We start from the raw sequence: 14,520 nt of genomic DNA on the forward strand, positions 1-14,520 counted from the left end.
GCTTGGTCGGAACAGGATTTTCCGGTTTTCCCGGGCTTCCCGGAGATCCAGGACTTTCAGGATATCGGGGATATCCAAAGCATTCAGGACGTCCGGGACGTTCAAGACATCAGGGCAATCGAGGTTAAAAGCGCATCCATGGCAACGAAGAAAAAGAACAAAACCGAGTCCCAGGCCGCCGCTGGCGGCGATTACAACGCCGCCAGCCTGTCCGTTTTGGAAGGACTGGACGCCGTCCGCAAAAGGCCCGGTATGTACATCGGGACCACCGACAGCCAGGGGCTGATGCATTGCCTTTGGGAAATCATCGACAACTCGGTGGACGAAGCCCTGGCTGGCGCTTGCAATCACATCATCGTCACCCTGCATAAGGACGGGTCCATTTCCGTGGCCGACAACGGTCGCGGGATTCCGGTGGATGTGGAGCCTAAGACGGGCTTGTCCGGAGTGGAAGTGGTGCTGACCAAGCTTCATGCCGGCGGAAAATTCGGCAACTCCGCCTATAACGCCGTCGGCGGCCTGCACGGGGTCGGCTCTTCCGTGGTCAACGCCTTGAGCTCCCGTCTGGGCGTGGAGGTGGACCGGGACGGAAAGACCTACCGGATGGAGTTCCACCAGGGTCATCCTGGGACTTATGATGATCCCGACCCGCAGAATCCTTCCCCCGAGTCGCCTTTCACCCGCACGCGGAAGAACAAGCCGACCGAACTGCGCATGGTGGGCAAGTATTCCGGCAAAAAGACCGGTACCCGCATCCGTTATTGGGCGGATCCCGAGATTTTCAACAGCACGGCCGTCTTCAACTATGAACAGCTGATCGACCGGGTCCGCCAGACCTCCTTCCTAGTCCCCGGCTTGCGTATCGAAGTGATCGACGAGAAGGTGGATGACAACACTTACAGCGCATCGGTGGATTCCCAGGCCGAGCGTGAATTCGAGGCCACTGGCGCCCAGGAAATCGTCGATACGGAAGTGACGGATACGGACGCTGATACTGAGATCTCCGAAAAAACCGGAGGCATTGATGATTTCGACGGCTCCGACGGCTCCAACGACGATGATCTGGCTATGTCCGCCCTCGCCTCCCACTCCCAGAGGCTGGAGAAGCATCGCCATCCCCGTGTGCAGGAATTCTTCCATCAAGGGGGAGTGGTCGACTTCGTCGATTTCCTCTCCAGCGGGGAGCCCGTCAGCGATATCTGGCACATCGAAGGGGACAGCACCTATCAGGAGGAGACCCAGCAGGTCGATTCCAACGGGGACTTGCACGCCACCATGGTCCAAAGGGATTGTCATGTGGACATCGCCTTGCGGTGGATCAACGATTATGAGACCGTCTTGCGCTCCTTCGTCAACGTGGTCGAAACGCCCGGGGGCGGCATGCATGTGGACGGCTTCCTCAACTCCATAACCAAGAACATCCGCAAAACCGTGGAGGCCAACGCCCGCAAGCTCAAAGTGAACTTGAAAGACCCCCACATGAAGATCGAACGGGACGACGTCCTGGCCGGAATCGTAGCCGTGGTCACCGTGCGCATAGCCGAACCCCAGTTCCAAGGGCAGACCAAGGACGTGTTGGGAACCGCCCAAGTCAAGCCCATCGTCACCCGCATCTGCGACAAACAATTCGGCGAAATGATCACCGGGTCCAAGCGGGGGTTCAAAGAGCAGTCCGGCCGGGTCTTGGAGAAGATCGCCGGCGAGATGCATGCCCGCGTGCAGGCCAGGAAAACCAAAGAAGTCACCCGGCGCAAGAACGCCTTGGAGTCCGCCTCCATGCCCGCCAAACTGTCCGACTGCCAGCCTGGCAACGACGACATAGCCGAGCTTTTCATCGTCGAGGGCGACTCCGCTTTGGGAACGGCCAAGGCGGCCCGCAACTCCATGTTCCAGGCCCTCCTACCCATCCGAGGCAAGATCCTCAACGTGCAGAAGGCCTCCGTCGCCCAGATCCTGGCCAATAAGGAATGCTCCGCTATCATCCAGGTGGTGGGGGCGGGCTCCGGGGCCACTTTCGACCTGGGCCAGGCCCGCTACGACAAGATCATCATGATGACCGATGCCGACGTGGATGGGGCCCATATCCGCACTCTTCTGCTGACCCTTTTCTACCGCTATATGCGGCCCTTGGTCGAGGCCGGGCACGTCTACGCGGCCGTCCCCCCTCTGCACCGGATCGCCTTGGCCGGCAAGCATAAGGGCGAATTCGTCTACACTTATTCCGAGGAGGAGCTCAGCTCCCGTCTGACGCAGCTGGAGAAGCAGGGGATCGATTACAACGAGGACATCCAGCGGTACAAGGGCTTGGGCGAGATGGACGCCGACCAGCTGGCCGACACCACCATGGATCCACGGACCCGGCTTTTGAGGCGGATTCGTCTGGATGACGCCCGTCATGCATCGGAAATTTTCGAGCTGCTGATGGGGGATGAGGTCCCGCCTCGTCGCCAGTTCATCGTGGACAATGCCGACGACTTCGACCGTTCGGCCATCGATGCCTAGCCTGGGCAAGTGGGAGCGGCTCCAGAGGCTGGAGTGGCTCCAGGGTCTCAGGAGAGACAGTGGCTCAGAAAAGACAGGGACTTAGATTCTCGATAAAGGCTACGAGAAACCAAGGCAGGTAGACAGGCAGATTGACTAAGACCGGTAATCTAAGACAGGTAGGCGATAGGGGCTGTCAGGTCGGTCCCTGATCCGTCCCGTTTTCCGCTGATATCCGGCAGGGCTACGGGGTGGCCGCTTTCGCTGGAGGCGAGGACCGGGTAAGGGCCGACGAAGGCTGCCAGCAGGCTGTTCTGCCCCTTCAGGAAACGTTGGGAACGGACGCCGCCGGTGTTGCGGCCTTTGGTGGGGTAAAGCTCCAAGGGGGTGACCTTGGCTGACCCGTTGTCGGTCCCGGTCAGTGCTTCCGCATCCCCGGCCACAGTCACGACCACGGCCCCCGAGGCGGCCTGATCTCCTTCTTCCTGAGCGGGAACCCAGGCGAGTTGACCTGCAGGCACCACGGCGAAGGCGAGCACCCGGCTGCCATCGGCCAGTTTGATGCCGCCCATGCCCCCGGCGTTTCGTCCTTGCGGACGCACGTTGTCGGCCGTGTAAGTCAAAAGACTGGAATCGCTGGAGATGAAGACCAGACGGTCTGCGTCGGTTGCCGGAGCGGCGAAGACAAGGGAATCATCGTCTTTGAGGTCGATGATGGACCAGGAATCCATGGTGGTGGGGGAGTCCATGTTCCAGCGTTTGACGATTCCCCGGGCGGTGCCGATGGCCAAAGGAGCGGGGCCGTCCTGTCCGCCCGCGGCTTTCTCTTTGCTTTCGTCCTTGTCTTTGTCCTCGCTCTCGCCCTCGTGTTCCTTGGACCCGGCCAGGGGAATCACCGTGATGGCCTTTTCTCCTGCAACCGCTTCCGTGCTTTCGGTGTGGGTCAGCAAATCGTCGACCCTGACTCCTCCTTGGGCGGACAGGCTCAACTTATCCGGATCCAGATGGAGGAGAGGCAGGTCGGCCGTATGGGCCAGGACCAGACGGCCGGCCGAGGTGACGATGCCATAGGAGGCCAAGGTCGACGAAGGGATGACCGTCCGAATCTGATCATGGGGCTGGCGGACGGCGTCAAGCGGCCTGCTTCGCCACAGATCCAGGGCCGTGGCCGAAGCGCGGCCGATGAGGCGGTCGGCGCTCAAAATTATGGCGCAAGGCTTATCCTCCAGCTTGAGGCCTTCGGATCCGGCCGAGGCGGGGATAGGGGCGGACGCCGCCAAAGAAGCGGTGGCCAGGGCGGAACTGAGGGCTTCCCCCTGCTTGATGCTGGCGTCGACCTCCTGCCCTAGCTCGGCTGCGGGGACAGGGGAGTAAGCCCCCTCTTCATCCACATCCAGCAGGACCGTCCGGCGGGGAGTCCCGTAATCGCGCACGACATGGTCCATGGATTCGATGACGACCGCGTCCCGGCGTTGGTCGGAGGCGAGGATTTCGTCAAGCTCGGCGATGGCCCTTTGCAGGTCATCCCGTTCGGATTCCAGCTCGATCCGGCTCATCTTGGTCAGCCGGCGCAGGCGCAAATCAAGTATGTACTGGGCCTGGATCTCGTCCAAGTCGAAAACGGCCATCAACCGGGTCTTGGCCGAGTCCGCGTTGTCGGAAGAGCGGATGACCTCGATCACTTCATCGATGTCGATCAAGGCCAACAGAAGGCCATCCACCAGGTGGAGGCGCTCTTCGGCCTTGCGTTTGCGGTACTGGCTGCGTCGGGTGATGACTTCGCGCCGGTGCTGGATCCACACGTCCAACAGCTCTTTCAGACCCATGGTATGGGGACGGCCGCCCACCAGGGCCACGTTGTTGATGGTGAAGGAATCCTCCAAAGGCGTATATTTGAAAAGCTGCCCCAAAACGGCGTGCGGGTCGAATCCGGTCTTGATCTCGATGACCAGACGGGTCCCGTTATGACGGTCGGTCAGGTCGATCGCCCCGGAGATGCCGTCCAGCTTCTTGTTCTTGACCCCGTCGGAGATGCGTTCCAGCACCTTCTCCGGGCCGACCATGAAAGGAAGTTCGGTGACCACGATGGCCTTCTTGCGGGCGGTCACGTTTTCAATGTGAGTGGTCGCCCGGGTGCTGAAAGATCCGCGCCCACTCTCATAAGCCTCTTTGATCCCCTCCCGACCCATGATGATGCCTCCGCCGGGCAGGTCGGGGCCGGGGATGTAATGCATGAGGTCGTCGGTCGTGGCGTCGGGGTGGGCCATCAGGTATTTGGCCCCGGCGACCACTTCGGCCAGGTTGTGGGTGATCATGTTGGTGGCCATGCCGACGGCGATGCCGGAGGCCCCGTTGACCAGCAGGTTGGGGATGGCCGAAGGCAGGACGGTGGGCTCCTGCAGCTTGTTGTCATAGTTGGGGGCGAAATCCACGGTCTCTTCGTTGATGGACTCGTTCATGCCCAAGGCGGCCGGGGCTAGGCGGGCTTCGGTGTATCGGGAGGCGGCGGGGCCGTCGTCCAAGGAACCGAAGTTCCCATGGCCGTCGACCAAAGGCAGGCGCATGGCGAAATCCTGGGCCAGGCGGACCATGGCCTCATAAATGGCGGAATCCCCGTGTGGATGCAGTTTACCCATCACTTCGCCGACCACGCGGGCGGACTTCATGTAAGGCTTGTCCGGGGTCAGGTTCATCTGTCCCATCTGATAGATGATGCGGCGCTGGACGGGCTTGAGCCCATCGCGGGCGTCCGGCAGGGCCCTGGCGTAAATGACCGAATAGGCGTAAGCCAAGAAGGAGGTGCTCATTTCCTCGCCCAAGGGTGTGTCCACGATCTTCTGCTTGACGGTGCGGGGATCGTAGCTGGCTGCATGGGTCTGGCGTTTTGGCATGGGGCTGTCTCCTTTGATGACTTACCTATTATCCACAATCCTGCCGAAAAGACGGCGAAAACGGCAGAAGACGGTGAAAGACGGTAGCGATGTTTGGATAAGATGAAGGCATGCCTTATGACCAAGCCCGACATTTATCCGCCATTCTTCCCGCCTGCGCCAGCGCTTTGGGGTACGATCTGCCGACCCCGGTGCACCCCCTCCCTCGGGCGGACCAGGAGGCTTTGGGGATTCCGGACGCCCGGTCCATCCTCGTGGTCCTCGTCGACGGCTTGGGTTTCCACAACTTGGATGAGCGCAAAGGGCACGCCCCTTTCCTGAGGTCTTTGCTCAAGCAGAAGGTCAATTCCCGGCCAATCAGCACCTGTCTGCCATCCACGACCCCGGTGGCCATGGCCGCTTTCGGCACAGGGACCGCCCCGGGCCTGACCTGTATGACCGCCTACAAACAGCTGAACGCCGAAGTAGATCTCGTCTGCCAGCTCATCCAGTTCATCAACACCCCCCAGCCGGAAGACCTCCAGCGGATTCCGACGATTTTCGAGCGGCTGGTCTCCGCAGGAGTCAGGGTCTCGGCCCCAGGAATGGCGAAATTCCAGGGGTCTGGCTTGACAAGGGCGGCTTTGCGCGGGCCGGACTACATCGTCGGCCGTACCATGGCGGACCGGGTCAAGGCCGCCATCCTCTGCTCCAGGCAGCCGGGGCTGACTTATTTCTATATTCCTGACGTCGACAAGGCCGGTCATGAATACGGGGTCGACAGTGATCAGTGGGTCGCCGCCTTGGAAAAGACGGACAAGGCCCTCTCCCTCATCAGGCAGAATCTCCCGGCTGGGACGGTCATGGTGGTGACGGCCGACCACGGCATGATCAATTCCGACCCCCATTCCCGGATTGACATCGCCCAGGAACCGGTCTTGCGCAAGGGGATTCGTCTGGTCGCCGGAGAGCCCCGCAACCGGATGCTCTACGTCTATGGCGAGACCCGGCAGGAGAAGGATGCGCAGGCCGAGGAGGTGGCCGCCCGCTATCGGGCTTTCCTCGGGAATCTGGTCCAGGTCTTCCTGAAAGAGGAGGCCATAGGCAGAGGTTTTTACGGCCCGCCGGATCTGGTGACGGACCGCGCCCGTGAAATCCTGGGTGATGTGATTGTTCTGGCCCAGGGGTCGACGACCCTCGTCGACACCCGTTACGAAACGGACCAGGCGACCAGGCTTCCTTCCGTGCACGGCTCCAACAGTCAGAGGGAGGAGGGAATCCCCTTCCTCTTGGAGAGGATTTAGGGCGTGGCCCCTCCGGTTGAGTCCGATGGCCCCGATTCTCCGGAATCGCTCATATTCAGTGAGCTGGCTTGAATCGGCCGCAGGGGGATACGGGAATCAGTTGCCGAAGAGGATCTCATCCCATTGAGGGATGGCCGACCGGCTGCGGGTCTTGCGGGCCGGTTGTTTTTTCGCCGTCTTCGCCGCTTTCCCCTTGGCGCCACCCTCATTCGCTGAACCAGGCTTTTGACCCTGCTCGGAATCGCCGGAGGTTGACGGGGATGAAGAGGAGGGATCGGATGAAGGAGAAGCAGGGTCAGCGGTCAGATTAGCCTCCGTAGGCCTGTCTTTGTTGATCGGCCGGTTCTTATGGGCGAAGTCGAAGAGGGAAGGCTTGACGGATTTGGAAGACTTGGACGGTTTCGGATCCCTGCTTGACCCTGCTTGCGCCGCCTCGCCCGCCTCTTCCTGAACGTTCGTCGTCGTTGAGTCGCCTTCGTCGCCATCGTCACCGGAGAAGCCGGAAGCCAGGGATCCATCCCTGTCCATCCTCGCTTGCGCCTTTCCTTGTTCCTTTTTTTGCGCCCCTTCTCCTTCTTCCTTTTCTCCCGCTTCCTCCCCGGCCGAGGGTTTCCCCTCCTCTTCCACATTCATCCATTGGGGGGTCAAAGGGCCGCGGGCCTTGATGGAGAAGGAGGAGGCTGGGGCCGAAGAATCATCGGCGACGGTCAGGCCGAAAAGCTCATGATCCACAGGGGAATTATCGGTGCCGAAAAGGCCGAAAAGCTTGCGGGCTGTCTTGTTGAGGCAGACGATGTCGTTGTTGCGGGGGTTGAAAGTCCATTCGGCGGTCGCCTGCCGGCCGTCCTCGGATGTGACGGTCGCCATGATATGCCATGGATCGCGGCCGACCCTGGTCGCTTTCCACGAAACGTCTTCATAATCCAATCCGTAATTCTCGATGGACCGGGTGAGGATGTCTTCCACCGAGGGGGGAACGAGCTGCTTCTTGTCCGTCTTGAAGGAGGAATTGAGGAACTGCGCGATGGTGTAGCTCTTTTCCTGCTCTACCTGCTGGGCGAAACGACGGATCAGGGCCAGGTCGACGTCGAAATCGCGCCTGATCTCTTCCGGGCTTCTGCCTTCCCTGGTCAGCTGTTGGATTTCCCTGATGGGCAGGGTGCGGAACTGATGGGGGTGGGCTGGCCCCTGCTGGTCGGACATGATCTGCCTGGCGGCCAGGATGCCCTGTTCCAATTCGTCGCTGATGCGCACGGCGAACTGACGGTGACTCTCCTTCTCTTCGAAGATCAAGTCCCCCGAAGGGTCGACCTTGACGAAAAGAGCCTGATTCCTAGTCTCATCAACCATATAAACCTCGCTTACGCATCTGTTCCTTTCTATACTATAGGGAAACTTTTACATTTTCGTCATAATCGGGTCGTGTCACCTTGCAAAATTTGAAAATTCGTGTATCCTGTGGCGCGTACCTGTTTTTTTGTTGAAAGGCTGAATATGGCACAAGACTACGATGCGCCTCGCTCCAAAGATGAAGACGAAGAGTCGTTGGAAGCTCTCTCCAATAGCGCCCGACAGGAACAAGCCGCGGACTTGGATGACGATGAAAACGCCATTGCCGAGGACTATGAACTCCCCGGCGCCGATCTGAGCAACGAGGACTCGTCCGTCACCGTCATCCCTCAGCAAGGCGACGAATTCGTCTGTTCCGAATGCTTCCTGGTCTATAATCGTCGACTGCTCGACCATTACGAGAACGGCAAGCCGGTCTGCAAGGATTGCGCCGCCTGATGCCTGGCGACCAGACTTACGAAGGAGCGGAGAAGCTGGACGTCCTGATTACTTATCTGGACCCTAAAGTGAGGGAAGCGGGATTGAATTACGCCCATGAGGGCGACGCCGGCTGCGATTTGCGCTGCAGGTTGGATTTCGATTTGGCCCCCTTCGAACGGGCCTTGGTCCCCACCGGGATTTCCCTCGCCCTGCCTGAAGGATACGTCGCTTTGGTCCATCCCCGGTCCGGATTGGCCGTGAAGAAAGGGATCACCGTCCTCAACGCCCCCGGTACCATCGACGCTGGTTACCGCGGGGAGATCAAAGTCCCGCTCATCAACCTGAATTCGCACGAAACCGTGCATTTCGACGCAGGGGACAGAATCGCCCAGATGGTCATCCAACGTTACGTTCAAGCGACCTTCGTGGAAGCCAATGCTTTGCCGGAGTCCCAAAGGGCCGACCGGGGATTCGGGTCCAGCGGAATCAAAGGGTAGGGGTCGATGGCAGAAAGGCGCGGGAAGCCTCCTTTCGCCGTTTTGCCGCCATTTTTCTCCCGGTGTGGATAGGATAATCATAATCGACCGGGGAGGCGCATATGAGTGAATCTCGACTTGAACTCAGCGATGAGGACTCCCTTGCCCGCCAGCTGGGCGCTGAGGTCTCCACTGATCCCACGAACCCCCTTCTGCCCATCTGGCAGTCGGTCCATTACCACTACCCGCAGGCCGACCTGTCCGTTCTCGCCCGGGCCTACTCCAGGGCCGTGACCCAGCACGCCCATCAACAGAGGCGGTCGGGGGAGCCTTACATCATCCATCCCATCGCCGTGGCCCAGATTCTGGCCGACCTGGGCATGAGCCCCAAGGTGGTCGCCGCCGGTCTTCTTCACGATACGGTGGAAGACACGGACTACACCTTGGACCAATGTCGGGAGGAGTTCGGGGACACCATCACCGGTCTGGTCGACGGGGTGACCAAGCTGACAAAGATGGATTTCGGGGACCACGCCCAGGCGGAGACCATCCGCAAGATGGTCATCGCCATGAGCCGGGATGTGCGCGTCCTGGTGGTCAAGCTGGCTGACCGGGTCCATAATGCCCGGACCTGGCGCTACGTCAAGGTATCCAACGCCCGGAAAAAGGCTCAGGAGACCTTGGACGTCTATTCCCCTCTGGCCAACCGCCTGGGCATGAACGCCATCAAAACCGAGCTGGAAGAGCTGTCCTTCAAAGCCCTGCACCCCAAGATCTATCATGAGATTGTCCTGCTGGTACAAAAGCGGGCCGGCAAACGCGAGGTCTACCTCAAACAGATCCTGGACGAGATCGGCGATGATTTGAAAGGGATGGGGATCAAGGCTTACGTGACCGGCCGTCCCAAGGATTACTACAGCATCTACCAGAAGATGGTGGTCCGTGGGCATGATTTCGAAAGCATCTACGACCTGACCGGGGTCCGGATCATCGTGGATTCCATCCAGGATTGCTATGCGGCCCTGGGGGCCGTGCACGCCCGCTGGAAGCCCATGCCTGGCCGTTTCAAAGACTACATAGCCATGCCCAAGCTGAATATGTACCAGTCCCTCCATACCACCGTCGTCGGTCCTGGCGGCAAACCGGTGGAAATCCAGATCCGGACCTGGGACATGCATCGCAGGGCCGAATTCGGCATCGCCGCCCACTGGAAATACAAGGCCAACGGACAGGCGGGCAACGCTTTGTCCACTCCTGACCGATCCGACAAGGAAAGGGAGAAGGAGCTGCAGGCCCAGACCCCGACCCTTCCGACCGCCGAAGAGCCGCAGGAGATCAGCCAGGCTGACAACCTCAAGTGGATTCAGCAGTTGGCCGATTGGACCAGCAACACTCCGGATTCGGATGAATTCCTGGGTACCCTCAAAGACGATCTCGGGGCGGGGGAGATTTACGTCTTCACCCCCAAAGGCCGGGTCATCACCATTCCGCAGGGAGGGACCCCGGTTGACTTCGCCTACTCCGTCCATACCGAAGTGGGGCACAAGACCATGGGAGCCAGGGTCAACGGCCGTCTTGTCCCTCTGGACACCCAGTTGGAGACCGGCGACACGGTGGAGATCCTCACTTCCCGCAACAACGCCCAAGGTCCTTCGCGCGACTGGCTGAATTTCGTCAAGAGCCCCCGCGCCCGCAACAAGATCCGTCAATGGTTCTCCAAGGAACGGCGCAGCGAGATGGTCGAAGAAGGCCGCAGCGAGCTCATCCGCTCCATGCGCAAGCGGAACCTGCCCGTCCAGGTGCTCACCACCAACGAAGCCCTCTTGGGCGCGGCCCAGGACCTGAACCTGCCCAACGTGGACGTCCTCTTCGCCGCCTTGGGGGAGGGGCAGATCTCCGCCCAGAACGTCATCACCCACTTGGTCAAAGACGTGGGCGAGTCCGAAGTGGAGGAGGACATCGAGCAGGTGATCCTGCCTTCCCGCCCAGTCAAGCGCCACCGGTCCACCGGGGCGGCCGACGTGTCCGTCAAGGGGGTGGACGGAATCTGGGTCAAACTGGCCAAATGCTGCACCCCGGTCCCTGGCGACGCCATCGTCGGCTTCATCACGCGCGGGGACGGCGTCTCCGTCCATCGGGAGGACTGCGTCAACGCCCAGCATTTGCAGGATACCCATCCGGAGCGCATGGTCAAAGTCTCCTGGAACGCCTCCACGGGGACCTTCCTGGTGAAAATCCAAATCGAGGCCCTGGACCGCGGCCATCTTCTGACCGAGATCACCAAGGTCCTGTCCGACATGGGGGTCAACATCATCTCCGGCAACGTTTCATCCGGCGAGGATAGGGTGGCCATCTGCCAGTTCACCTTCGAGATGGCTTCGCCCAACCATTTCGGCAAGCTTCTGTCCGAGTTGCGCAAGGTGGAAGGCGTTTTCGACGTCTACCGGGTGACGGACAACAAGGGGTCCAAACATCCTCGGATGAGGAACTGACGATAAAGGGGCCGACGGTTCATCCGTCAGCCCCTTTAATCATTATTATCTTATTTATTATTTCGGCTTCTGTCGTCTGAGCTTATTTGAGTTCACCTAAGTTTGCCTGAGCGGACCCTGAATCTTACTTGATCGCCTTGAGCCAGGCCTCTTTAGCGGCCTTCTCCGCTTTCAGCTCCTGCTTCTTGGCAGGGTCGGTCTCGGAGGCGATCTTCCGATCCAACTCTTCCAATTGGGCGTTGAGCTGGAGTTCGAAATCGGACTTACGGGCGTCGGTCTCGGGGTCGGAATTGGTCCACTGGGTTTCCTCGACCGCCTTGATCTGCTTGTCCACGTCATCCAAGGCGGATTCCAGACGGTGCACGTCGGCTCGCGGCACATAGCCGATCTGATCCCATTCATCCTGGATCTTGGCCAAGCTCTGACGGGTCTGCTTGGCTTCTTTCACGTCTTTGACCGGAAGAAGGGCCTTGGCCTTCTCCAAGAGGGCCTCCTTCTTTTTGAGATTTTCCGTCTCGCCTTCGTTCAGTTTGTCACGGTCTGCTTGGCGGGCGTTGAAGAAGACATCGGCCGCGGCGCGGAAACGCTTCCACAGGGCGTCGTCCTCCTCGTGGCGGCCCACGCGACCAGCGGCCTTCCATTCGTCCATGAGTTCGTTGAACCTGCGGGAGGTCGCGGCCCAGTCGGTGGAATCCTGGATGCTTTCGGCCGCGGCGATGATCTTCTCCTTGGCTTTGCGGGCTTCGGAACGCTGGCTGTCGCGCTGCTGGATCCAGGCCCGGCGGGCGCTGTTGAAGGAGGAACGGGCGGCTGAGAAACGTTTCCACAGGGCGTCGGCCTGGGACTTCTCCAAGTGGATGGAATGCTTCTGATGTTCCTGCCATTTGTTGAAAAGGGCCTGGAACTTGTCGCCGGTCTGACGCCAGTTGGTGCTGTCACCTAGGCTGGCGGCCAGTTGCTCGGCTTCGACCACGATTTTCTCTCGTTCCGCGGCCGCCTTGGCCATGGCTTCCTTACGGGCCGCGGCCAATTCCTCCTTCTTGGAGGCGCCTTCGGTCTTGAGCTCTTCCAATCGGGATTTCAGCGCCGCGATGTCGCCGACCACATCGGCTTTCTTGATGTCCTCTTCCAGCTCGTTCAGGGTGGAATCGATCTCGCGGGAACGGATGTGGCTGCCTTCCAAACGCTTGGCGAAGCGGTCGAACTTGGCTTTGAGGTCCAGATAACGACGGGCGAAGAAGCGCAAGGCCTTATCCGGTTCCTCCTGGGCCATTTGGCCGACTTTGTGCTCCTCGTCGCCTTCTTTGACGAAGACGGTGCTGTCGTCGGTGACGCGGCCGAACTTCATGGCCGCTTCCAAATCGGCTTCGTTATAGGTGGCTACTGCGCTCTGTTGTTGGGTCTTGCCAGCGAAAGCTTTGGGGGAGGGGATGACGGGCTTGGCCGGCTTAGGAGCGGGAGCAGGGGCAGGCGCTGCCTCCGCCGGGGCGGCGGGCTTGCTTTCCTCGGGTTCGGAGACGGATGGGGTCACAGTTTCGTCGGTCATAGCCAACTCCTTGTCGTAGCAGTAGTAGCAGGAAGACGAAATCATTCGGGCTTTCCGGCCTGCATAATTTCCTCAACACCATTTATTATAAGGGGCTATGGCTAAAAAAGGTGCATCTATCTCAGGTTTCCCCGAATGGCTCCCGCAGGAAAGGGCCATCGAGCAGCAAGTCATCGATACTTTGCGAGAGGTCTTCGAGCTTCACGGTTTCCTGGGAATCGAGACGGCGGCGGTGGAGATGGGGTCCAGCTTGCTGAAAAAAGGCGAAACTTCAAAGGAAATCTACCTTCTCTCCCGGCTGCGGGAATTCGGACAGGACGATGAGACTCCGGTGGAGGAGCACCTGGGCCTGCATTTCGATTTGACCGTCCCCCTGTCTCGCTATGTGGTCGAAAACTCCGGCGCTGTCACTTTCCCCTTCAAACGGTGGCAGATCCAGAAGGTGTGGAGAGGGGAGCGGCCGCAGGAAGGCCGTTACCGGGAGTTTACCCAGGCCGACATAGACATCGTGGGCAACGGCAGTCTGCCCGAGCATTATGAGGTGGACGCTCCTTTGGTCATGGTCGAGGCCTTGGAGAGGCTCCGGCCCTTCGGCCTGCCCAAGGCCACCGTCCACGCCAACAACCGCAAGCTGTCCGAAGGCTTTTATCGGGGAGTGGGCGTGACCGACATTGAAAGCGTGCTGCGGGAAGTGGACAAGTTGGACAAGATCTCCGCCGCTGAAGTGGCCCAGCTCCTGCAAGACGAGGCCGGCTGCAGCCCGGAACAAGCGGCCGCCTGCCTGGAATTGGCGGAAGTGACCGCCACTGATAGCTCCCACTTGCGGGCCGCCTTCGATCAACTCTGTGAAAAACATGGGATCGATAAGGAATCCGAGGCTTATCCCTTGGCTCAACAGGGTGTGGAGACCCTGGCCATGATCATCGACGAGGCCGCCCGCATCCGTCCCGGCTCCGTCATGGCCGACTTGCGCATCGCCCGCGGCCTGGATTATTACACTGGCTCCGTTTACGAGACCTTCCTCGATGGGGCCGAAAAGCTGGGGTCCATTTGTTCTGGTGGCCGCTATGACAACCTGGTCTCCCAAGGCAGCCGCAAGTATCCGGGTGTGGGCCTATCCATTGGCGTGACTCGGCTGATTTCCTACATCTTGCATACGGTCCAGGCGACGACTTCCCGGATTTCCCCTGCGGCTGTCATGGTGGCCGTCTGGAACGAGGACGAGAGGCAGACCTCCGACCACATCGCCGCTCAGCTGCGTCAGCGGGGGATCGCCTGCGACGTGGCCCCGACCGCTGCCAAGATCGGCAAACAGATCAAATACGCCGACCATCTGGGCATTCCTTATGTCTGGTTCCCGCCTCAAGCCGGTGACCCAGCCGCTGAGGTCAAGCCGACCGGTCACCAGGTGAAGAACATCATCTCCGGAGACCAGGTGGACGCGGATCCCGCTTCCTGGACCCCGGCTCCCGAATACGCCCGGCGCGCGGTTGTAGTGAAGTAGGGTCTGCGATTCCGGTTTCGTCGCCGCATTCTTAGCGAAACGCAAAAGTCAGGCATGATGCGGCACCCCCGGTGATT

Annotated in this window: 9 protein-coding genes; 6 read left to right on the plus strand and 3 right to left on the minus strand. The window is 60.1% G+C overall.

Annotation, left to right across the window (positions count from 1 at the left end; all coding sequences use genetic code 11):
• Positions 1 to 138: 138 nt before the first annotated feature.
• Positions 139 to 2,502: a DNA gyrase/topoisomerase IV subunit B gene (locus PSDT_RS03750; RefSeq protein WP_006289287.1), complete on the plus strand. Its 2,364-nt coding sequence runs from the start codon at positions 139 to 141 to the stop codon at positions 2,500 to 2,502.
• A gap of 149 nt (positions 2,503 to 2,651) precedes the next feature.
• Here the strand turns inward: PSDT_RS03750 and PSDT_RS03755 are convergent, their stop codons facing one another.
• Complete coding sequence (locus tag PSDT_RS03755; RefSeq protein ID WP_006289286.1) at positions 2,652 to 5,372, minus strand: DNA gyrase/topoisomerase IV subunit A; 2,721 nt, start codon at positions 5,370 to 5,372, stop codon at positions 2,652 to 2,654.
• 110 nt (positions 5,373 to 5,482) lie between these two features.
• Between PSDT_RS03755 and PSDT_RS03760 the strand changes: the two genes are divergently transcribed.
• On the plus strand, positions 5,483 to 6,655 hold the full coding sequence (locus PSDT_RS03760; RefSeq protein WP_006289285.1) for an alkaline phosphatase family protein: 1,173 nt from the start codon (positions 5,483 to 5,485) through the stop codon (positions 6,653 to 6,655).
• 96 nt (positions 6,656 to 6,751) lie between these two features.
• Here PSDT_RS03760 and sepH read toward each other — a convergent pair whose 3' ends face one another.
• Positions 6,752 to 8,005 carry a septation protein SepH gene (sepH, locus tag PSDT_RS03765; RefSeq protein ID WP_006289284.1) on the minus strand — a complete coding sequence of 418 codons (1,254 nt, stop codon included), beginning with the start codon at positions 8,003 to 8,005 and terminating at the stop codon, positions 6,752 to 6,754.
• A 144-nt stretch (positions 8,006 to 8,149) separates the two neighbouring features.
• Between sepH and PSDT_RS03770 the strand changes: the two genes are divergently transcribed.
• The 3 genes from PSDT_RS03770 (at position 8,150) to PSDT_RS03780 (ending at position 11,393) form a co-directional block, all read left to right on the plus strand.
• The gene (locus tag PSDT_RS03770) at positions 8,150 to 8,443 is read left to right on the plus strand and encodes a DUF4193 domain-containing protein (protein WP_006290443.1); all 294 of its coding nucleotides are present in this window, start codon (positions 8,150 to 8,152) and stop codon (positions 8,441 to 8,443) included.
• Positions 8,443 to 8,922, plus strand: a complete 480-nt coding sequence (dut, locus tag PSDT_RS03775; RefSeq protein ID WP_006290442.1) for a dUTP diphosphatase — start codon at positions 8,443 to 8,445, stop codon at positions 8,920 to 8,922. Before PSDT_RS03770 ends, dut begins: the two co-directional genes overlap by 1 nt.
• Before the next feature lie 101 nt (positions 8,923 to 9,023).
• Entirely contained in the window at positions 9,024 to 11,393 is a 2,370-nt protein-coding gene (locus PSDT_RS03780; protein ID WP_006289281.1) for a RelA/SpoT family protein, read from the plus strand.
• A 124-nt stretch (positions 11,394 to 11,517) separates the two neighbouring features.
• Here PSDT_RS03780 and PSDT_RS03785 read toward each other — a convergent pair whose 3' ends face one another.
• Positions 11,518 to 12,939 (minus strand): DUF349 domain-containing protein, encoded by a 1,422-nt coding sequence (locus tag PSDT_RS03785; protein ID WP_006291461.1) that lies wholly within the window; start codon positions 12,937 to 12,939, stop codon positions 11,518 to 11,520.
• Positions 12,940 to 13,036: 97 nt separating this feature from the next.
• On the opposite strand from PSDT_RS03785, the gene hisS reads away from it, so the two are divergent.
• A complete protein-coding gene (hisS, locus tag PSDT_RS03790; protein ID WP_006289279.1) occupies positions 13,037 to 14,443 on the plus strand; it encodes a histidine--tRNA ligase in 1,407 nt (468 codons plus the stop codon).
• Positions 14,444 to 14,520: the final 77 nt, after the last annotated feature.

It is taken from the genome of Parascardovia denticolens DSM 10105 = JCM 12538 (genome assembly GCF_001042675.1).
Lineage (GTDB): Bacteria > Actinomycetota > Actinomycetes > Actinomycetales > Bifidobacteriaceae > Scardovia > Scardovia denticolens.

What these genes read in the sequence shown, in the direction of transcription:
- PSDT_RS03750 (WP_006289287.1), top strand. Translation starts at nt 139, where the DNA reads ATGGCAACGAAGAAAAAGAACAAAACCGAGTCCCAGGCCGCCGCTGGC.
- dut (WP_006290442.1), top strand. Translation starts at nt 8,443, where the DNA reads ATGCCTGGCGACCAGACTTACGAAGGAGCGGAGAAGCTGGACGTCCTG.
- sepH (WP_006289284.1), bottom strand. Translation starts at nt 8,005, where the DNA reads ATGGTTGATGAGACTAGGAATCAGGCTCTTTTCGTCAAGGTCGACCCT.
- PSDT_RS03770 (WP_006290443.1), top strand. Translation starts at nt 8,150, where the DNA reads ATGGCACAAGACTACGATGCGCCTCGCTCCAAAGATGAAGACGAAGAG.
- PSDT_RS03755 (WP_006289286.1), bottom strand. Translation starts at nt 5,372, where the DNA reads ATGCCAAAACGCCAGACCCATGCAGCCAGCTACGATCCCCGCACCGTC.
- PSDT_RS03780 (WP_006289281.1), top strand. Translation starts at nt 9,024, where the DNA reads ATGAGTGAATCTCGACTTGAACTCAGCGATGAGGACTCCCTTGCCCGC.
- PSDT_RS03760 (WP_006289285.1), top strand. Translation starts at nt 5,483, where the DNA reads ATGCCTTATGACCAAGCCCGACATTTATCCGCCATTCTTCCCGCCTGC.
- PSDT_RS03785 (WP_006291461.1), bottom strand. Translation starts at nt 12,939, where the DNA reads ATGACCGACGAAACTGTGACCCCATCCGTCTCCGAACCCGAGGAAAGC.
- hisS (WP_006289279.1), top strand. Translation starts at nt 13,037, where the DNA reads ATGGCTAAAAAAGGTGCATCTATCTCAGGTTTCCCCGAATGGCTCCCG.